Annotated in this window: 18 protein-coding genes; 8 read left to right on the top strand and 10 right to left on the bottom strand. The window is 67.5% G+C overall.

Annotated elements, in window-relative coordinates; all coding sequences use genetic code 11:
* Positions 1-88: 88 nt before the first annotated feature.
* Both ACGFNJ_RS10620 and ACGFNJ_RS10615 read right to left on the bottom strand, forming a co-directional pair.
* Positions 89-940 (bottom strand): CPBP family intramembrane glutamic endopeptidase, encoded by an 852-nt coding sequence (locus ACGFNJ_RS10620; protein WP_393445763.1) that lies wholly within the window; start codon positions 938-940, stop codon positions 89-91.
* 45 nt (positions 941-985) lie between these two features.
* Positions 986-1,585, bottom strand: a complete 600-nt coding sequence (locus tag ACGFNJ_RS10615; protein WP_393445761.1) for a TetR/AcrR family transcriptional regulator — start codon at positions 1,583-1,585, stop codon at positions 986-988.
* A gap of 76 nt (positions 1,586-1,661) precedes the next feature.
* Between ACGFNJ_RS10615 and ACGFNJ_RS10610 the strand changes: the two genes are divergently transcribed.
* Positions 1,662-2,414, top strand: a complete 753-nt coding sequence (locus ACGFNJ_RS10610; protein WP_393445759.1) for an SDR family oxidoreductase — start codon at positions 1,662-1,664, stop codon at positions 2,412-2,414.
* Between the two features lie 77 nt (positions 2,415-2,491).
* Entirely contained in the window at positions 2,492-3,427 is a 936-nt protein-coding gene (locus ACGFNJ_RS10605; RefSeq protein WP_393445757.1) for a 4-(cytidine 5'-diphospho)-2-C-methyl-D-erythritol kinase, read from the top strand.
* Positions 3,428-3,480: 53 nt separating this feature from the next.
* On the opposite strand, the gene ACGFNJ_RS10600 is transcribed toward ACGFNJ_RS10605, so the two are convergent.
* Positions 3,481-4,329: an LLM class flavin-dependent oxidoreductase gene (locus ACGFNJ_RS10600; RefSeq protein WP_393445755.1), complete on the bottom strand. Its 849-nt coding sequence runs from the start codon at positions 4,327-4,329 to the stop codon at positions 3,481-3,483.
* A 261-nt stretch (positions 4,330-4,590) separates the two neighbouring features.
* Here ACGFNJ_RS10600 and ACGFNJ_RS10595 point away from each other — a divergent pair, with 261 nt between their 5' ends.
* A complete protein-coding gene (locus ACGFNJ_RS10595; protein WP_393445753.1) occupies positions 4,591-6,402 on the top strand; it encodes an ABC-F family ATP-binding cassette domain-containing protein in 1,812 nt (603 codons plus the stop codon).
* An 89-nt stretch (positions 6,403-6,491) separates the two neighbouring features.
* Here the strand turns inward: ACGFNJ_RS10595 and ACGFNJ_RS10590 are convergent, their stop codons facing one another.
* Positions 6,492-7,379 carry an Abi-alpha family protein gene (locus tag ACGFNJ_RS10590; protein WP_393445751.1) on the bottom strand — a complete coding sequence of 296 codons (888 nt, stop codon included), beginning with the start codon at positions 7,377-7,379 and terminating at the stop codon, positions 6,492-6,494.
* Positions 7,370-8,887 (bottom strand): hypothetical protein, encoded by a 1,518-nt coding sequence (locus ACGFNJ_RS10585; protein WP_393445749.1) that lies wholly within the window; start codon positions 8,885-8,887, stop codon positions 7,370-7,372. Before ACGFNJ_RS10585 ends, ACGFNJ_RS10590 begins: the two co-directional genes overlap by 10 nt.
* Positions 8,888-8,955: 68 nt before the next feature.
* On the opposite strand from ACGFNJ_RS10585, the gene ACGFNJ_RS10580 reads away from it, so the two are divergent.
* Together ACGFNJ_RS10580 and ACGFNJ_RS10575 are read left to right on the top strand one after the other, a co-directional pair.
* Entirely contained in the window at positions 8,956-9,849 is an 894-nt protein-coding gene (locus tag ACGFNJ_RS10580; RefSeq protein ID WP_393445747.1) for an Abi-alpha family protein, read from the top strand.
* Between the two features lie 320 nt (positions 9,850-10,169).
* The gene (locus tag ACGFNJ_RS10575; protein WP_393445939.1) at positions 10,170-10,748 is read left to right on the top strand and encodes a nuclear transport factor 2 family protein; all 579 of its coding nucleotides are present in this window, start codon (positions 10,170-10,172) and stop codon (positions 10,746-10,748) included.
* Positions 10,749-10,825: 77 nt separating this feature from the next.
* Here ACGFNJ_RS10575 and ACGFNJ_RS10570 read toward each other — a convergent pair whose 3' ends face one another.
* Entirely contained in the window at positions 10,826-12,445 is a 1,620-nt protein-coding gene (locus ACGFNJ_RS10570) for a peptide chain release factor 3 (RefSeq protein WP_393445745.1), read from the bottom strand.
* A 304-nt stretch (positions 12,446-12,749) separates the two neighbouring features.
* Here ACGFNJ_RS10570 and ACGFNJ_RS10565 point away from each other — a divergent pair, with 304 nt between their 5' ends.
* Both ACGFNJ_RS10565 and pth read left to right on the top strand, forming a co-directional pair.
* On the top strand, positions 12,750-13,340 hold the full coding sequence (locus ACGFNJ_RS10565) for a 50S ribosomal protein L25/general stress protein Ctc (protein WP_069162316.1): 591 nt from the start codon (positions 12,750-12,752) through the stop codon (positions 13,338-13,340).
* A gap of 24 nt (positions 13,341-13,364) precedes the next feature.
* Complete coding sequence (gene pth / locus ACGFNJ_RS10560) at positions 13,365-13,943, top strand: aminoacyl-tRNA hydrolase (protein ID WP_069162317.1); 579 nt, start codon at positions 13,365-13,367, stop codon at positions 13,941-13,943.
* A 57-nt stretch (positions 13,944-14,000) separates the two neighbouring features.
* Here pth and ACGFNJ_RS10555 read toward each other — a convergent pair whose 3' ends face one another.
* The 3 genes from ACGFNJ_RS10555 to ACGFNJ_RS10545 form a co-directional block, all read right to left on the bottom strand.
* On the bottom strand, positions 14,001-14,510 hold the full coding sequence (locus ACGFNJ_RS10555) for a pyridoxamine 5'-phosphate oxidase family protein (RefSeq protein WP_393445742.1): 510 nt from the start codon (positions 14,508-14,510) through the stop codon (positions 14,001-14,003).
* A gap of 68 nt (positions 14,511-14,578) precedes the next feature.
* Positions 14,579-16,225 carry a fatty acyl-AMP ligase gene (locus ACGFNJ_RS10550; RefSeq protein ID WP_393445740.1) on the bottom strand — a complete coding sequence of 549 codons (1,647 nt, stop codon included), beginning with the start codon at positions 16,223-16,225 and terminating at the stop codon, positions 14,579-14,581.
* A gap of 151 nt (positions 16,226-16,376) precedes the next feature.
* The gene (locus ACGFNJ_RS10545; protein ID WP_393445738.1) at positions 16,377-17,039 is read right to left on the bottom strand and encodes a lysophospholipid acyltransferase family protein; all 663 of its coding nucleotides are present in this window, start codon (positions 17,037-17,039) and stop codon (positions 16,377-16,379) included.
* An 81-nt stretch (positions 17,040-17,120) separates the two neighbouring features.
* On the opposite strand from ACGFNJ_RS10545, the gene ACGFNJ_RS10540 reads away from it, so the two are divergent.
* A complete protein-coding gene (locus ACGFNJ_RS10540) occupies positions 17,121-17,702 on the top strand; it encodes a TetR/AcrR family transcriptional regulator (protein WP_393445736.1) in 582 nt (193 codons plus the stop codon).
* Between the two features lie 48 nt (positions 17,703-17,750).
* Here ACGFNJ_RS10540 and ACGFNJ_RS10535 read toward each other — a convergent pair whose 3' ends face one another.
* Positions 17,751-18,938: an aminotransferase class V-fold PLP-dependent enzyme gene (locus ACGFNJ_RS10535; protein WP_393445734.1), complete on the bottom strand. Its 1,188-nt coding sequence runs from the start codon at positions 18,936-18,938 to the stop codon at positions 17,751-17,753.
* Positions 18,939-19,117 lie beyond the last annotated feature (179 nt).

Below are 19,117 nucleotides of genomic sequence, written 5' to 3'. Positions count from 1 at the left end.
GTCGACTCCTTCGCTCATTCTCATCATACGGGCCGGGGGTACCCCGACACGAATGAACATACCCCCACTGGGTATTGTGCGCAAGGGTTCATCGCCGACGCCACTCGCGCACGGCGACGACGCCTCCGGCGACGAAAACCGCTGCGAGCGCCATGAACACGACCTGCGGCCTGCCGAGTGTCGCGTCGCCCACGCTCAGATAGAGCCCGACATTGATCAACCAGTGTCCCACCGCGGCGACCGCGACCCGCTGCCAGTAGCTGCCGATGGTGAGCGTGCCGAGGATCACCGCGAACGCCACCGCGGCGACGAAGAACGACACCCCGGTCACCAGCCCGTGGCTGTACGACGGCACATGCCACAGCGCCCAGACCGCGCCGGTCACGATGATCGCGGTGTAGCGGCGCACCCGCGATTCCAGCAGCGGCTGCATGAATCCGCGCCACCCGATCTCCTCGCCGGTCGCGCCGAGCAGTTGCACCGCGACGAACACCGCGAACGGCACCCCGCCCACCGCGGCGGGGCCGACCAGGTCGTGCCCCGTCAGCGTCATGGCCGCGGCGACAAGCAGGCCGAGCAGAACGCAGACCGCCACCAGGGAGCCGAGATTCGCGCGCACCTTCGGCAGCGGCGCAGGCGCGGGCAGTAGTGGCGCAATGACCTTGCGCCAGCTGAGCCAGGTGGCCAGCGCACCGAGTGCGGGGCCGAACTGGGTCAGCGTCAACGCGGCCGGATCGATACCCGAAAGCGATTGCGCCGCAAGCATGGCCACCGTGCACAGCATGGTCGCCAGCACGAAGGTCACGATGATCGTCCAGAAGACGCGGGCCGTCGGTCGCGTCGAGTCGGAGGTGGTGTCCGGGGATGATGATCCGGTGGGATGCTGCCAGTGATCTATCACCGGGCGATCGTCGCACGGTGCCCCGCTGTTCTCGGTCATACCGCAGTGCCATTTTCCCGCGTTGTGTCGCCGGTGCCTCGGCTGCTAGTCCACTCGGCCCCAGCCGTGCATGGCCAACTCGGCAACCTTCTCCAGTTCTGCTCGGGTCGCGCCGTCCCTCGACGCCTGCGACATCCCTTGCAGCACAGTCCCGATGTAGCGCGCCATGACGGCCGCGTCGAGTTCGGCGGGCAGGATGCCCGCGTCGATATCGGCCTGGATTCGCGCCGTGAACATCCCGATGTTCGCGTTGCGCATCGCCCGTAGTGACTCCGCGATCGTTGCGCTTGTGGTGTTGATGCCCGCGCTGATCACCAGGCAGCCGTGCGGCCAGTCGGGCCGGGTGTATTCGGTGGCCGCCTCCCGCATTGCCCGTCGCATGGCCGCCTCGGCCGTCGGCTCTTCGGCGAGCGCGCGCGGGATGAACAGGCCGTAGCGCGCGCCGTAGGACTGCACCACCTCGTTGAACAGCGTGGCCTTGTCGCCGAAGGCCGCGTAGAGGCTCGGTGCGCCGATGCCCATCGCCGCGGTCAGGTCGCCGATGGAGGTGGCCTCGTAGCCGCGCGCCCAGAACAGCCGGGTGGCCTTGTCCAGCGCGGCATCCCGGTCGAAGGAGCGCGGCCTGCCGCGGGTTGTCGTCCCCATTTTTCTATTTTATAGCGAGCGCTAGAGAATATGCTACTGTCCGTTCTGTAGTGATCGCTAGAGAAAGGAGCGCACGATGAGCGCACTGGCAGGCAAGACCGCATTGGTGACCGGTGGCAGCCGTGGCATCGGCCGTGGCATCGCCGAACGGCTCGGACGGGATGGGGCGCGGGTTGCGGTCCACTACAACGGGAACGAGGAGGCGGCCAAGGACACCGTCGCCGCCATCGAGGCCGCGGGCGGCGCGGCCTTCGCGATTCGCACCGAACTGGGTGTGCCCGACGACGCCGCGACGCTGTGGGCTGCCTTCGACGCGCACGCCGACGGCGTCGACATCATCGTCAACAACGCGGGCATCGACGGCGTCCGGGAACCGATCGCTGGCACCGACGAGGCCGCGTTCGACCGGGTCTTCGCGGTCAACACCAAGGCGCCGTTCTTCGTCACCAAGTTCGGGCTCGACCGACTCCGCGACGGCGGCCGGATCATCAACATCTCCACCGGCCTCACTCACGGAGCGCATATGCCGGAACTCATCGCGTACACGATGACCAAGGGCGCGATCAACGCGATGACCAACGTGCTTGCCAAAGAGGTCGGGGTGCGCGGCATCACGGTGAACGCCGTCGCGCCGGGCATCGTCGACACCGATATGAACGCGTCCTTCCTGAACGACCCGGACATGGTGGCGGCCGTCACGGCGATGTCCCCGCTGCGGCGGCTCGCCCAACCCGCCGAGGTCGCCGATGTCGTCGGATTTCTCGCGTCGGAAGACGGCCGCTGGGTCACCGGCCAATGGATCGACGCGACCGGCGGCGCGTTGCTGTGACCGGATGATTGCTGCCGCTTGGAAAGGCCGAGGCAGCGGCGCGCGTCCGTCGGACCCACCGGTTAGGCTTGGGCACCGTGCTGTCAGTTGTGCCGAGCCCGATCACCGTGCGGGCACCGTCCAAGGTGAACCTCCATCTCGGAGTCGGTGACCTGCGTGCCGATGGCTTTCACGACCTGACAACGGTCTTCCAGGCGCTGTCGCTCAGCGACGATCTGGAGATCACCCCCGCCGCCTCGATGACGGTGCGGGTCTCCGGCGAAGGCGCCGCCGCGGTGCCGACCGACCGCACCAACCTGGTGTGGAAGGCGGCCGTCCGGCTCGCGCATCTGGCGGGCAGGGCGCCGCTGGTGGAAATCGCCATCGCCAAAGGCATTCCGGTGGCGGGCGGGATGGCGGGTGGCAGCGCCGATGCCGCCGCGGCGCTCGTCGGACTCAACGAACTCTGGGACTTGGGCCTCAGTCGCGACGAACTCGCCGCCATTGCCGCCGAACTCGGCAGCGATGTGCCGTTCGCGCTGCACGGCGGTACGGCGCTCGGCACCGGACGGGGCGAGCGGTTGCTTCCGGTGTTGTCCCGCAACACCTTCTACTGGGTGCTCGCGTTGGCCAAGGGCGGTCTGTCCACGCCCGCGGTCTTCGCCGAGCTCGACCGGCTGCGCGCGCACGGCACGCCGCCAAAGCTCGGTGAGCCGCAACAGTTGATGCAGGCGTTGGCCTTCGGTGACCCGAAACAGCTTGCGCCGCTGCTGGGTAACGACCTGCAGGCGGCGGCGTTGTCGCTGGAGCCGGGGCTGCGCCGGACGCTGCGTGCCGGTGTCAATGCGGGCGCGCTGGCCGGTCTGGTCTCCGGCTCCGGTCCCACCTGTGCATTCCTCTGCGAGAGTGAGGAATCCGCGGTATCGGTGGCTGCGGAACTCGCGGGGGCCGGGGTGTGTCGGAGCGTTCGGACCGCCAGCGGCCCGGTTCCCGGCGCCCGCATCCTCAGTAGCGAAACCCCTGGCAAGCGCTGAGTGTCGGCATTGCCGTGCCGCAAGGGTGGCACCGCGGGTGGCTCTTTCGTGATTCAGGCGACCACGTCGGCCAGGCGATCGACCTGGTCGGCGTCGCGGCCGTAGCAGTACAGCATCACCTCGTCGGCCCCGAGATCATCGAACTGCTTGATGGCAGCACGGATCTCGTCGGGAGTGGTGAGCATCCCGTCGAGCATGTAGTCGGCGCGACCGCTGAACTCGTAGTAGCCGCCCATCGAGGCGCGGGCGTCCTCGATCAGCTCTCGGCTGCCGAGCGCGACGTTGACCTGGGCCACGATGCGTGGCTGTCCGGCGCGGCCGTTGTCGGTCCATGAGCGGCGGACGGTGTCGAAAAGGCCTGCGGCCCATGAGGGTGCGGCGGCCGCGAGAAAGCCTCCGCCCCAACGGCCTACCCGTTCGAGGGCGGCAGGCTGGAAGCCGCCGAAGAGCAACTCGGGACCTTCTGCGCGCAGTGGAGCGGGCCCGATCGGGCCGCACTCGGCGCTGTACGGCGCACCGGACCAAACGCGGCGCATCACAGCGAGCTGTTCGTCGAGTCGACGTCCTCGGGTGCGGAGATCGGTGCCGGAGGCGAGGTGATCGTCCGCGCGGCCGCCGACGCCGAGGCCGAGCACGAAGCGCCCACCGGACATGCGGTCCAGTGTCGCGGCTTGTTTGGCGAGCAGGGTCGGTTCGCGCAGCGGCGCGATCAGCACCTCGGTTTGCAGCGTGATGCGGGTTGTTGCGCCGGCGAGCAGCGCGAGCGCGACGAGTGGTTCGGGGTTGTCGTAGACGAGCCGGTCGAGCAGGCCGAGCGTGCTGAACGGGCCTGCATCGGCGCGACGGGCCCAGTCGAGCAGCCGGGTGGAATCGGAGATGGGCAGGCCAAGGCCGACGTGCATGAGAACCTCCAGGGAGAAAGACGGATTCGTGCCGCCCTCGCACACCTCGGTAGGTCGAGGTGGGGCTCCCATTCTGCGGCTGTGGTTCCGGGGAGCGCCTGTCTGACTAACTATGTTCGTAACGAACGTCGTTCGTTGACTCGACTGTAGACGAACGCCGTTCGTTCCGCAAGAGGAGAGGGGCGAGGGTGTGCGAGCGACGGCTCAGTACGCTTGCCAGGGGCAGGCAGCTGGCCCATCACCGCTAGACCGGAAGGTTCTATGTCCAACCTGATCAACCTCGAACAAGTCTCCAAGAGCTTCGGGATCACCCCGCTACTGGACGACGTCTCGCTCGGCGTGCACGCTGGCGAGCGCATTGGGGTGGTCGGTCTGAACGGTGGTGGCAAGACCACCCTGCTCGAGGTGCTCACCGGACTGGAGCCGCCGGACAGCGGACGGGTCAGCCGAGTCGGTGGTCTGCGCCTGGCCGTGGTGACGCAACGCGGTGTGCTGCCCCCTGGTTCGACCGTCGGCTCGGTGGTGCTCGCCGGTCTGGCCGACGACATCGGGAGCGGTCGTGCGACGGGTGGACCCGACGATGTCGCCGAACACGAATGGGCCGCCAACCCGCGCATCCGCTCGGTGATGGAGGGCATCGGCATCGCCGGGCTCGGCCTGGAGACCTCGATCGACAACCTCTCCGGTGGCGAGCGCCGCCGAGTTGCCTTGGCCGCCGCGCTGGTTCGCGATCTCGACCTGCTCGTCCTCGACGAGCCGACCAACCATCTCGACGTCGAGGGCGTGCAGTGGCTCGCCGCGCATCTGCTCGGCAGGCGCAGCGCGCTCGTCGTGGTGACCCACGATCGCTGGTTCCTCGACACCGTCGCCACCAACACCTGGGAGGTCGTCGGCGGCAAGGTGGAAAGCTACGAGGGCGGTTACGGCGACTGGATTTTCGCCCGCGCCGAACGGGCACGGCAGGCCGATGCCTCCGAGGCGCGGCGCGCCAACCTGGCGCGTAAGGAACTGGCCTGGTTGCGCCGCGGCGCGAAGGCTCGCACCTCCAAACCGCGCTACCGGGTGGAGGCGGCCGAGGCGCTGATCGCCGACGTGCCGCCGCCGCGCGACAGCGTCTCGCTGGCCGCGTTCGCGCGAAAGCGCCTGGGGCGCGTCGTCATCGAGCTCGAGGACACCACGCTGACCACCCCGGACGGCCGGGAGCTGGTGCGCGACCTGACTTGGCGGCTCGCGCCGGGGGAGCGGGTCGGTCTGGTCGGCGTGAACGGTTCCGGCAAGACGACGCTGCTGCGCACGCTGGCCGGCGACGCGGAACCGGCTGTCGGCAAGCGCATTCAGGGCCAGACGGTGCAGATCGGTTGGCTGCGGCAGGAACTCGACGACCTGCCGACCGATATGCGTGTGCTGGAGGCGGTGCAACAGATCGCGCAGCGAATCATGCTCGGCGACAAGGAGATCTCCGCCGGTCAATTGGCCGAACGGCTCGGCTTCACGCCGGCCCGCCAGCGCACCCCGGTCGGCGATCTGTCCGGTGGCGAGCGGCGCAGGCTGCAGCTGACCCGCATCCTGATGGCCGAACCGAACGTGCTGCTGCTCGACGAGCCGACCAACGACCTGGACATCGACACCCTGCAGCAGCTGGAGGACCTGCTCGACAACTGGGCGGGCACGCTGGTCGTCATCAGCCACGACCGCTACCTGATCGAGCGCATCTGCGATACGACCTGGGCGCTGTTCGGCGACGGCAAGCTCACCAATCTGCCCGGTGGCATCGATGAATACCTGAAGAAGCGCGCGACGCTCGCCGCTACCCCGGCCCGCGCAGGCGCCGCGGACGCCAAGTCCGCGCCGGTGACCGATGCGGCCGCACAGCGCGCCGCCCGCAAGGAACTGTCCAGGCTGGAACGCGCCATCGAGAAGTTCGACGATCGCGAGCGCAAGCTGCACGACGCACTGGCCGCCGCGGCCACGGACCCGGACAAGCTCGTCACCCTCAATGCCGAGCTGAAGCAGGTCGTCGCGGACAAGGAAGCGGCCGAAGAACGGTGGATGGAACTCGCGGACGGCGCGTAGTTCGCACCCCTTCTGTCGATCCGCACCGGTTCCAGCAGTCCGGAACGGGTGCGGATCCACGGAGAGAGTGCGGATTCGCGGAAGGTGCGTTAATGCCCTGCCGCGCGGTCGTCTTGGATCGCCACCGGCAGGCAGGTGCGCACGAAGTCGGTGCCGAAACCGGTCAGCGCCACGCTGCGGTAGATGACCTTGGTGCCGAAACCGGAGCGCTTCAACAACTCTCGCACCGTGGTCTGCGCCTCCAGCAGCTGATACCGCTGCGGGTTGCCGACGGGCTCCCGCTCGTGCTCGATCAGGCCGAGCCTGCGCAGGTTGGTCAGGTACTGCTGGATCCGGTTCGGGAAGCGCAGCCCGGCCTGCTCGCCGACCAGCGTCAGCATGGACCCGAGGCGTTCGGCGCCGAGCGCGCGCGGCCGTCCGGTGCGGATGTCGATCGAGGGCTGCGGGCCGTCCAGATGCAGGAAGCGCAGCACTCGTGCCTCGTCCGGCGTCAGCTCGGCGAGCATGCCCGCGAACGCCGGATGGTTCTCGTCCTCGTCGTTCGTGCTCGGCGACCACCGCAGCAGCGCGGCGCCCTGCTCGCGCAGCGTGGGAACGGCATGCGCGGCAGGCTCATTCGGGACTTCGGGCAGTCCGAGCGCCTGGCGCATCCGATCGCGCACCTCGGATTCGGCCTCCGCCAGCACTTCTCGCGGCGACACCCCTTGAATGCTGCGCGCGACGACGGTCGAGGTGACCCCCACCGCGGTGCCGAGGCTCCACGCCGTCACGCCGGTGAACGCGCTCCATGCGACCCTGGCCACGCCGGTGGCCGCGCGCACGGTCGCAATGGGAACCGGCACCCGCGAAGGTGATTCGTCGATCCGTGCGACCTCGCTGTCCGGCCGTCGGGCGAGCTCCGTCGACGGCGCGACGGCCTCGGGAGGATGCCCGGCGGCCCCGGCATCGTCGCCAGGGTCGGATTTCGCTACAGCCATGTGGTCGCCACTCCCGTTCCGAAAATCAGGATATGAGCGTATCCGGCGAACAGCCCCAACACGCCGCCATGGAGAAAAAGCAGCCACTCGTCCTGCTTGATGGCTGAGCGCAGCATGTCGACGAAGTCCGGCGGCTTCAGCGCCGCCATCTGCCTGGCGATGTACTGGTTGATCTGCCTGCCCTGGCGGACGTTGAACTCGGGGTCGGCGAAGGCGATGGGGGCGATGGCCATCGCCTCGGTGGTCAGCGTCGACTGCAGCGAGTCGTACTCGCGGCTGCCGAGCATGAACTTCACGGCGGGCCTGGCAGGCCCGAGCGCGCGGTCGGCGGCCGGGCGCAGGGTGTCCTCCAGCATCTGCATGGTGCGGTCCGAGCGCGGGCCGTTGAGCAGCTCGTCGCCGATGTTGGCCACCGTCATCACCTGGCTGGACACCAATTCGGCATACCCGTCGGTGATTTCGGATTGGCGCTTGATCAGCAGGCCGCGCCGCCACGGGCACCACCACTTCGGGTAGGCGGGCGCGAAGATCATGTTGATGCCGACCCAGTTGACGGTCCAGCCGATGACCACGCCGCCGATCGGCAGCACCACCAGCGTCGACCAGCCGGTGAGATGCAGGATCGCTACCAGTACGGCGCCCATCGGCGCGCCGAACCAGAAGCCGAAGTTGATCATGAATCGCAACTCTTTCGCACCGAGCACTTGGAACAGTGTGTTGAGCAGTTGCGGCCTTGCCTGGAAGTAACGAATGACCATCTGCTTCACGTCGAGCAGTTGATCAATATTCGCGCCCAATTCATCTGTCAGCTCGCGCAAAATATCCGGAAGTTGCTGCCTGACCCTCGCGTGCACCATCTCGCGCACTTGGGTCGGCAGGTTGTACCAGAGCTGCGGGTGTTCCCGTTTGAGAATTTCTTCGACGATGTCCTGGATCTGTGCGTCGGCGATGCTGGCGAGATGTTCGGCGAGCTTGTCCGGCTCCAGTTCGCGATAAAAATCGGCGACGCTACCGAGTTTGGCCAGGCCCTTGTCCACCGCGATGCTTGCCATCTTGTCCGCACGCGACGGCACGATGCCCTGCCAGCCGAATCGCCCGTCGTAGCTGAGCAGCGGGAGCACTTGAATTCGTTTGGGCAGGAACGGGTACAGCGCCTTCAATCCGGGTAGCCGGAAACCGTGGAACGCGATCGGCCGGAACAGCATGAGCACGCCGGTCCAGTTGGTGATGTAGCCGATGATCCCCGTGAATAGTGGGATTGTCAGAAGCTCTAGCAGGATTGTCGGGTGGATTCCGAACACACTCTCTAACACGACACCCTCCTGCCGACACACCGGTGACCGCCGCCTCACCGGCACCTCAAAGTAGCACCCCGTCGGCATCGGGACTCTATTGTGATCAGAGGAACTGGGTCCACCTCGAGTGCGCGGACCCACAGTCCCGCATGCGGAGATATCGGTCACAGTGTTTGTCTGCAATGCCGCATCGCCGGAGCCCGGCGGCGACAATGACCAGCGACACAGGGGGCAGTAATCTGTGGGGCGGATTCGTTCACCTGGCGATATCGGAGTATGACGTGGCAGACGACAGGACCGGACAGGACATCACCCGAGCCGGTTCCCGCTCCGTGGAGCGCAGCGCGGATGTCGAACAACGGCAGATCAGCAATGAGGCGCGGCTGATTCGCGGCGTCTTCCGCGCGGCGGGGCTCGCGGCGGGCACCGTGGTGCGGGGCGGGCAGTGGGCGGTCGGCACCACGTTCGAGGTCACCAAGGAGATCACCCAGGCCGCGCTGGACGGCGAGTCGTCGGCCGATATCGCGGAGCGGACCGGAAATGCGTTGCGCTCCATAGCCCGTAGCGCGCTCGGCGTCACCGAGGGCTCGGTCCGCGAGATCGTGAGCTATGTGCCGACGCCGAACGGTCCGGCGAACAACCACGGCGGCCAGCAGCAGGCCCTCGCCGTCGGCTCCTATCTGCGCTCGGCGAGCACCGACGAGCTACGCAGGCGCGGCGACGCGCTGCTCGCTCGCTCCGCCGACGTGTATTTCACCGAAGACGTGCATCCGGCCTACGACCGGATTCTCGACGAGCTCGCCCCCGACGAGGCGCGCATCCTGCGCTTCATGGCGCAGAACGGCGCGCAGCCCTCGGTCGATGTGCGGACCAACCGGCCGCTCGGCATCGGATCCGAACTGGTGCAGGGTGATCTGACCTCGGTGCCCGAGCAGGCGGGCGTGCGCTACCCGGACCGGTCGCGCCCCTATCTGATCAACCTCAACCGGCTCGGGCTCACGCTGATCTCCGACGACCCGGTGGTGCTGAGCCGATACATGGTGCTCGAGGTGCAGCCGGTGGTCGAGGCGGCACTGAAGAAGGCGGGCCGCGCACCGAAAATTGTGCGCAAATCGCTGCGCCTCACCGAGTTCGGTGAAGATTTCTGCCGTACCTGCTTCACCATCGGAAACTGATCGCGTTCGCCGCCGCGCCGCGGCGTCGTTGGTTTGCCCCGTCCGTAGTTGATCGACGTCGGAATGTCCCGTGAACAGTGACACCGTAAAACAACGGGGGGCCGCCGTCGCCGTGCCTTGGGTAGCAGACACGGAGGGTACAAATCTCGTAATTGGTGTAGCCATCGGGCTTTGGATGGGATTGTTGAGGGATGAATCAGGGAACCGGCGGGCAGGGCCGCGGCGACCCGAGCGCGGGTGGTGGGCCGGAGCAACAGCGGCACGACGACGTGGCAACAGAGCGAAGTACCTCGGCACCACCAGGCGAACCGGGGATCGAGATCGGTGCGCAGGAGCGACGGACCCGGGGAGCGCCCGTCGACGACCGCAGACTCGATGACATCACCGCGATAAGCAGATTGAAGTTCCGCTACCTCCGCAGCTTGGACACCAAGTCTTGGGATGAGTTCGCCGACACCATGATTCCCGAGGCGACCGCCACCTACAGCGAGTACCTCCAGTTCGAATCGCGCGACGCGTTTCTCGCGTTCATGCGCAACACCCTCGGCCCGCACGTCATCACCGAGCACCGCTGCGACCATCCCGAGATCGACGTCGACGGCGACACCGCGATCGGCACCTGGTACCTCGCCGACACCGTGCTCATCCCCGGCCACAACATGCTGCTGCGCGGCGCGGCCTTTTACTCCGACGAATATGTGCGCTGCGACGACGGGCAATGGCGAATTTCGCACACCGGTTACGAACGCACCTATGAAGTCGTGCTCTCGCTCAGCGATCTGCCGAGCTTGCGGCTCACCTCGAGTCGCTGGGGGCTCATCGCCCGCGAGGACGGCATGTCAACCATCGAACGCGACCCGGGCGCGCCGCCGATGCGACGCGAACCGGAAGCGGGGTGAAGCTAGCGCCGATGGAGGGCTTCGCTACGCCTACGTGGTGACGCTGCGCTACCTCCTCCGGCGCTGACGCTCAGCTCTCAGTCCGCCGTCGCGACCAAGGGCTCGAGCGTCAGCTTCGGGAATTCCTTCTCGATGTACTGCAGCCGCCATTTGTCGCTGAACAACGCGAGTAGCACCCCGTCACTGCGCAGGAACACCTCGACGCCGCGCTGCCTGCCGAGCTCGTCGGCCGAGGCGGTGTCGGTGCGCCGCGCCAGCGTGTAGGCCAGGTTCTCCATCCTGGTCTCGACGTTGAACTCGGTCAGCATGCGCGCGGTGACCACCTCGAACTGCATCGGGCCGACGGCCGCGAGCACCGGCGAGGCGTCGCCGCGAATGTCGTTGCGCAGCACCTGGACAACGCCTTCGGAATCGAGCTGGTCGATGGCCTTGCGGAACTGCTTGTATTTGCCTGCGCTTTCGGCGCGCAGCACGGCGAAGTGCTCCGGCGCGAAGGACGGGATCGGCGGGAACTCCACCTTCTTGTCCACGAACAGTGTGTGGCCAGGGGCCAGTGCCGTCGCGTTGACCAGGCCGACCACGTCGCCGGGGTAGGCGGTGTCGACGGTGTTGCGTTCCCTGCCGAACACCGTCAGCGCGTATTTCGTCGCGAACGGGCGGCCGGTCTGCGCGTGCGTCACCACCATGCCGCGCTCGAACTCGCCGGACACGATCCGCATGAACGCCAGCCGGTCCCGGTGCGCGGCGTCCATGCCTGCCTGCACCTTGAACACCACCGCGCTGAACGGCTCGGTGGTCGTGCGCGGCTTACCGCTCACGTCGTCGCGCGCGCCGGGCGCGGGCGCCAGCGCCACCAGCGTCTCCAGCAGCTGCCGCACACCGAAATTCAGCATCGCCGAGGCATAGATGACCGGAGAGGTCTGCCCGGCGAGGAACAGTTCCTGATCGTGGTCCTGCCCGGTCGCGGAGAGCAGCTCGCTCTCCTCGGCCGCGGTCGTCCACGCCTCGCCCTCGCGCGCCTCGGCTTCGGCCGGGGTCAGCGACTCCTCCGGCGCGATGGTCGCGCCGCCCGCGGTGCGGGTGAAGTGGATGTATTCGAGCGCGGCGCCCTCGTCGCCGCGGCGAAGCAGCCCGCGGAAGTCGCCCGCGATGCCGACCGGGAGAAATAGCGGCGTCGGGGTGAGTCCGATTCGCTCGTTGATCTCGTCGAGCAGTTCCAGCGGCGCCTGGCCTGGCCGGTCCCACTTGTTGATCACGGTGATCACCGGGATGCCGCGATGCCTGCAGACCTGGAAGAGCTTGAGCGTCTGCGGCTCCAGGCCCTTCGCGGCGTCGATCAGCATCACCGCGGCGTCGACGGCGGTGAGCACCCGGTAGGTGTCCTCGGAGAAATCGGAGTGGCCGGGCGTGTCGACGAGGTTGATCACGTTGTCGATGTCGGAGCCCTCGGCGCGGTAATTGAACTGCAGCGCGGTCGAACTGACCGAGATGCCGCGCGCCTTCTCCATCTCCATCCAGTCCGAGACGGTCGAGCGGCGCCCGGCCTTGCCGTGGATGGCGCCCGCCTCGGAGATCATCCTGGCGTGCAGCGCGAGCGCCTCGGTGAGCGTCGACTTGCCGGCGTCGGGGTGCGAGATCACCGCGAACGTACGCCGTCGGGAAACCTCGGCGGGCAGTCCCTCAGGGGAGGCGGTCAACAGAACAACCTTTCACAGACGTCCGATCGGCAACCGCTCTAATCTACTGGATCGATATGGCCGCGACACGACCTACTCTGACCACCCGATTCCATCTGCGCATAACCCTTGCGGTACAGTGTCCGGGTTGTCTCGGCGAGGGTGACCGCAGACCAGATTTGCGTTCACCGTGATCGACGCGGCTCGGCTTCCGGCCGTCCTCGTTTGTTCTTCGCCCGACGAGTAGACCAACCTAGCCAGGGCGGATAACAGTCCCTGGCGCACTGTTGACAGCCCGGAACAGCCGTAGGGAGTAGATCCAGTCATGTCCGACGCCAACCTTCTCGAAGCCGCCGTCCGCACCGAGTTCGGTAAGGGTGCCGCCCGCCGTACCCGTCGGGCCGGCAACGTTCCCGCCGTCCTGTACGGCCACCAGGCCGACCCGCAGCACCTGTCGGTCAACGCCCAGGCCTTCTCCGCCATCCTGCGCGAGCACGGCACCAACGCGGTGCTCAACCTCGTCATCGACGGCAAGAAGCAGCTCGCGCTGACCAAATCCGTTGTGGTGCACCCGATTCGCCGCTACATCGAGCACGCCGACCTGCTCATCATCAAGAAGGGTGAGAAGGTCACCGCCGACGTCAACATCATCATCACCGGCGACGCGGCCTCCGGCACCCTGGTCACCCAGGACGTCACCACCATCTCCATCGAGTCCGACGCGATGAACATCCCCGAGTCCATCGAGGTCTCGGTCGAGGGCGTCGAGGCGGGCACTCAGATCAACGCCGGTTCGCTGCCGCTGCCGAAGGGCGTCACGCTGAACATCGACGCCGAGACGCTGATCGTCAACGTGATCGCCGCGCCGCAGTCGTCCGCCGAGGCGGAAGAGGCTGCCGCCGAGAGCGCCGAGTAAGAACTACGGAATCGGTTCATCTCGATGACCGAATCCACCGGGCCCGCGCTCGTTGTCGGACTGGGTAATCCAGGCGCCGAATACGAGCGGACCCGGCACAACGTGGGGTTTCTGGTCGCCGACGTGCTCGCGGAGCGCGTCGGCGGCCGTTTTACCGTGCACAAGAAGTCCGGCGCCGACCTGCTGCAGGCCCGGCTCGACGGCCGTCAGGTGCTGATCGCCAAGCCGCGGTCCTTCATGAACCTGTCCGGCCGCCCGGTCGCCGCGCTCGCGAAGTTCTTCTCTGTGCCGCCGACCGAGGTGATCGTCGTGCACGACGAGCTCGATCTTCCATTCGGCGAGATCAAGCTCAAGCGCGGCGGCGGCGAAGGCGGGCACAACGGGCTCCGCTCGGTGTCGAGCGCCCTCACCACGAAGGACTATCTGCGGACCAGGATCGGCATCGGCCGCCCGCCTGGTCGACAGGATCCCGCCGACTATGTGCTCAAGCCGTTCGCGGCGCCGGAGCGCAAAGAGGTGCCGGTGATCGTCGAGCAGGCCGCCGACGCGGTGGAACTCCTGCTGCGTGTCGGTCTGGAAACCGCGCAGAACCAAGTGCATTGACCGCTGACGTGGCGAATTCGCCACGCAGGCACCGTTTCTCGATGTCGAGTCGGCCAGTCAGCTGAAGCGGTAACGGGTTTGGCTGAACGGCTCGCCCTTGCTGAAGGCGAGCACCTTTTCCGGGGCGATCGCGAACACCAGCGCGGTGCCGCCCCTTCCGTCGTGGAAACCGCCGTCGACCACGGCGAAGTCCCAGTCCAGCTTGGCTTTCCACAGCGCGGACAGCTCATGCAGCGTCGCCGGATCGGTAATGCGGGCGACCGTGCCCTCCAGCACCACGTCGAGGCCTGCGTTCATCGTGTTGGTGCCGGTGCTGAGCACACACCGCGGTTCGGCGGCCAGGTTCACCGACTTCTGTTCCTTGTCGCCGGTGCAGATGTGCAGGCTGCCGTCGTGCCAGACCGCGGGCAGCGGCGTCACGTGCGGCCTGCCGTCGCGCCGAGTGGTGGACAGCCAGAACATCTCCGAGGTGGCCAGCACCTCGGCGACCGAGGACCAACGGGGCGCGGTGGCGCCTGCGGTGCTGAAATCCGGGTTGAGGACGGCAACGGGTTCGAGCTCGGGCATCACTGATCTCCTTCTCGCGGATATCAGTACAGACGATGCCCGCGGCGCGAATTCATCGCCGCGGTCCTTCAGCGCAGGTGGATGGCGGTGGCCGCGCGGCGCAGCTTGCCGGAGGAGGTCTTGGGCAGTGCGCCGGGGCCGAGAATGGCGACGGTGCGTGGCCTGGCGCCGACCTCGGAGAACACCGCGTGCACGATCTCGCGCTCGATGCGCTTGACCTCCTCGGGGTTCTGATGGTCGTTGCTCTCCACCACAACGGCGAAACTTTCCCGCTTCTGCCCGGCGTCCAGGCGCACGGCCACCGCATTGCCGGGCCGCACGCCCTTCACTCGGGTAGCCGCGCGTTCGATGTCGGTGGGGTAGATGTTGCGGCCGCCCATGATGATCACGTCCTTGATCCGGCCGCACACCACGATCAGGCCCTCCTCGGTGAAGTACCCGATGTCGCCGGTGTCGATCCAGCCCGCGGCGTCCTGCGCCGGACGGAACCCTTCGACCGTGACATAGCCGGAAGTGACTGCCGGGCCCCGTAATTCGATGAGGCCGACGGAGCGGGTCGGCAGCGTCTGGCGCTCCGCGTCGACGACCCGGCCCTCCAGATGGTCGACCAGATAGCCGAGCGTCGGCAGCCTGCGGATGTTGCCCGGGTGCCCGTGTTCGTCGGGCACCGGAACGGCCTTGCCGAGCGCGTCGAGCAGGTCGGCGTCGATCACGTCGAGCACCTGACCCCGGCCGGGATCCGGAATCGACACGGCCAGTGTGGTTTCGGCCATGCCGTAGACCGGTGTCAGCGCCATCGGGTTGAGCCCGAAGCGCTTGCCTGCCTGTGCAAGCGCCTCCATCGTGTCCGGGTCGACCGGCTCCGCGCCGTTCCACATGTAGCGGACGCTGCTGAGGTCGAACGCGCCGTCGTCGGCCTGCTTCAGCCTGCGGGCCAGCAGCGAGTACGCGAAATTCGGTGCGGCGGTGACGGTGCCGCGATACTTGTCGATCAGGTCGGCCCACAGCAGCGGGCGCATCAGGAAGTCCAGCGGCGTCACGCACACCACCTCGGCGCCGATTTGCATGGGGACGCTGAGGAATCCGACCATGCCCATGTCGTGGAACAGCGGCAGCCAGCTGATCATCACGTCGTCGTCGAGCTGGAACTTCACCCGGTCGAACATGGCGTAGGCGTTGACGAAGAAGTTGCCGTGCGTGATCCGCACCGCCTTGGGTGACCCGGTCGATCCGGAGGTCAACTGCTGCAAGGCGATATCGTCCTCGGTGGTCGGCACCGGATCGGTGTCGGTGCCGTCGCGCAGCTGGTCGATGCGCACCACGGTGATGCCGCGCTCGCGCAGCAACGGCTCGGCCGCCTCGAACGGGGCGCCGAGCACCACCGCGCGCGCCTCGATCATGGTCAGCACGGCCTCGGTGTCGCGGGCCCAGACCACCAGGTCGGTGCGCGGGGTCGGCTGGTGCAGCATGGTGATCGACGCGCCGCGCATCCAGATGGCCTGGCAGGCGGGCGCGATATCGACCGGCATGCCTGCGAGCACGCCGACGGCATCACCGTGCCCGATGCCCGCCGCGGCGAGGCCGCCCGCCATCTTGCGCGCGATCCGATGGATCTCCCCCCACGTCTGGCGCAGCGGTGCGGCTGGTTCGCCGGTCACCAACCCCCGGGTCGACGCCTGCGCCGTCGCATACATCTCGTCGGTGAACCTGCTCAACGTCGACTCCCTCATCACGTTGCTGTCGGTCGCCTGCCGACCTGCAACCAACTATCCCGCCATTCCGGCGTGGCGTTAACCCCTTTCCCGCGTGTCTTGGTTTGCTGGAGTGTCGCGGAAAACCGGACAGAGCGGGCGGAATGTGCCTTTTCTAGCCGCGGAAAGTGGCGGCGTAATGGTCGACGTAGTGGCGGCCAGTGCGGGTGGCCAGCTCGCGCATGAGCTCATCGGTTGCGGTCCTGGCAACGACACGAGGGTCGGCCTCGACGGGCAGGTAGTAGCGCGGGGCGCCGAAGCTGATGCGGACCTTGCCGAAGCGCAGCAGTCGTTTACCGCGCGGATTGACGTGGTCGGTGCCGGAGATGGCGACCGGGATCAGCGGGGCGCCGGTCGCGAGCGCGACGCGCAGCGTGCCGGTGCGGCCGCGGTAGATGCGCCCGTCCGGGGAGCGGGTGCCCTCGGGATGGATGGCCCAGATGCCGCCGGATTCGAGGATCCGGGTGGCGGCGGCGAGTGCGTCGGCCGCGGCGCTACCGCCGGTCCGGTCGACCGGCACCTGGCCGGACACCGTGTAGAACCACCGCTGGCAGCGCCCGCGCAGGCCGGTGCCGGTGAAGTACTCCTGCTTGGCCAGGAAGGTGACCCGCCGCGGCAGCACCAGGCACAGGTACAGCGAGTCGATGAACGCGAGATGGTTGGCCGCGATGATCACCGGTCCGGTGCGCGGAACCTGGTCGAGCCCTTCGATGTCCGGCCTGCCGAGCAGCCGAAGTGCTGGGCCGACCAGCACGTACTTGAAGAGCCAGTACCACACGTGAGACCTCCCGGAGTGAATGTGTAGACACTGTCTACCGCAGGAGAGTAGACAGTGTCTACACCCGGCGAGGGAGTTCGGATGGCAGCCGTAGACAATGTCTGCATGGATCAGCGTGAGCCGCTCAGGGAGCGGCTGGTCGACGCGGGTGTCGAGCTACTCGAAGAGGTCGGCGCGGCGCAATTGGGACTTCGCGCGATCACGCGGGCCGCCGGCGTCTCCCATGGGGCGCCGCGGCGGCACTTCCCGACGCATCGTGCGCTGCTCGCCGCCGTCGCGGCGCGCGGGTTCGCCGATCTGATCGACCGGTTCGCCGCGATCGAGGCGACGAACCCGCGGGATCGCTTGGCGCGCATGAGCATCGAGTACGTCGAGTTCGCCAGGCTGCGGCCGGAGATGTTCGGCCTGATGTTCCGGCACGACCTGCTCGAGGGCTCCGGCGAGAATCTGCGGGCGACCACGGTGCCGCTGTTCGGCCGCTTCGCGACCCTGGTCGCCGCGGCGCATCCCGGCGTGCCTGATCCCGAGTTCCGCGCGTTCGCGCTGTGGACGAGCATGCACGGCATCGCAACGCTGTACGCGAATCGCAGCCTGCACCTGATCGGTCCATCGGTAGACATCCGCGCACTGGTCGACCGCGAACTCGAATTGCACTTGGCCTGAACGGATTCGGTTCCCTGCGACGGTAGCGCGACGGAGTCGGCCTCGTGGTCAACGCAATGCGGCCACCGCGGCGACAAAACGATCCAGTTCCTCGAAGCTCACGAAACAGTGCGGCGAGGCACGCACCACGGAGGCCAGTCCACGCCAGGTCATGTCTAGCAAGGTCGAGCCCGCGTGACTCACGGTCACCGTGATGTCTTGTGCGGCAAGTCGATCGCGCACCTCGACGGAGTCCATGCCTGCCACCGTGAACGACACGATGCCGCTGCGCCGGACGCCGAGATCGCGCACGGTCACCCCGTCGACCTCCGGCAAGCGCGTGCGCAGGTGCTCGGCGCGGGCGGCGACGGCGGCGTAGACATTGTCGGGGCCGAGCTCGAGCAGATAGTCGACGGCGGCGCCGAGCCCGAGTCGCCCGGCCACATCGTGCTCCCAGAACTCGAAGCGACTGGCATCCGGTGCGAGCCGGTACTCGTCGGGGCCGGTCCATGCCCCGCTGTGCAGATCGAGCCGCTGCGGTTCCATCGATGCCGCCAATTCCGGCCGGACGTAAAGGAATCCGGTGCCGCGCGGGCCGCGCAACCACTTGCGTCCGGTCGCCGAGAGCGCGTCGACGTCGAGTTCGGCCACGTCGATCGGGAGTTGTCCGGTCGACTGACAGGCGTCCAGCAACACCAGCGCACCCACCGAATGCGCGATCCGGGTGGCTTCCGCGGCCGGGTTCACCAGGCCGCCGTTGGTGGGTGCGTGCAGCACCGACACCACCTTGACCCGTTCGTCGACCAGCGCGGTCAACGCGTCGAGATCGAGCTGTCCGTTGCCGTCGCTCGGGATCGTCTCCACCGTGGCCCCGGTGGCGCGGGCGCGCTGCAGTGCCCCGATGGCGTTGCTCGCGTAGTCGGCTTCGGAGATGAGAATGCGATCGCCCTCGGCGAGCGGGATCGCGTAGAAGAAGTCGGCCCACGACCGAGATGCGCTGTCGCTCAGCGCGATACTGGTCGGCGCCGCATTGATCAGCGTGCCGATCGAGGTCTTCACCGCGGCGAGATCGGCGAGGCGTTCGTTCGCGGCGCGGTAGCCGCCGACCTCGGCCTCCCTGCGCAGATGGCCGACGGTGGTGTCGAGAACCACCCGAGGGGGCAGCGATGAGCCGGCGCTGTCGAGGAACACCAGTCCCGGTTCGGTACCCGGTGCGCATCCGGGGGTATCGGCTCGCACACGATCGTGATCCAGCATGGTTCCGACCCTATCCGGACGGCCGGGATCGCTTCTTGTCGATTTCTTGTCGGTCGGTCTCGCTACTCTGGATGAATCGCTGTGTGCCGGACACGGGACGGCAACACCGCGATAACGGAACAACGGCGGACAAGAACCACGGCGGACACGAACCCACGGCAACCAGGTGCCACGGTTGC

The organism is Nocardia sp. NPDC049149 (assembly GCF_043197455.1).
Taxonomy (GTDB): domain Bacteria; phylum Actinomycetota; class Actinomycetes; order Mycobacteriales; family Mycobacteriaceae; genus Nocardia.
The sequence above is the reverse complement of the archived record's forward strand: the minus strand, read 5'-3'. Positions and strand labels throughout refer to the sequence as shown.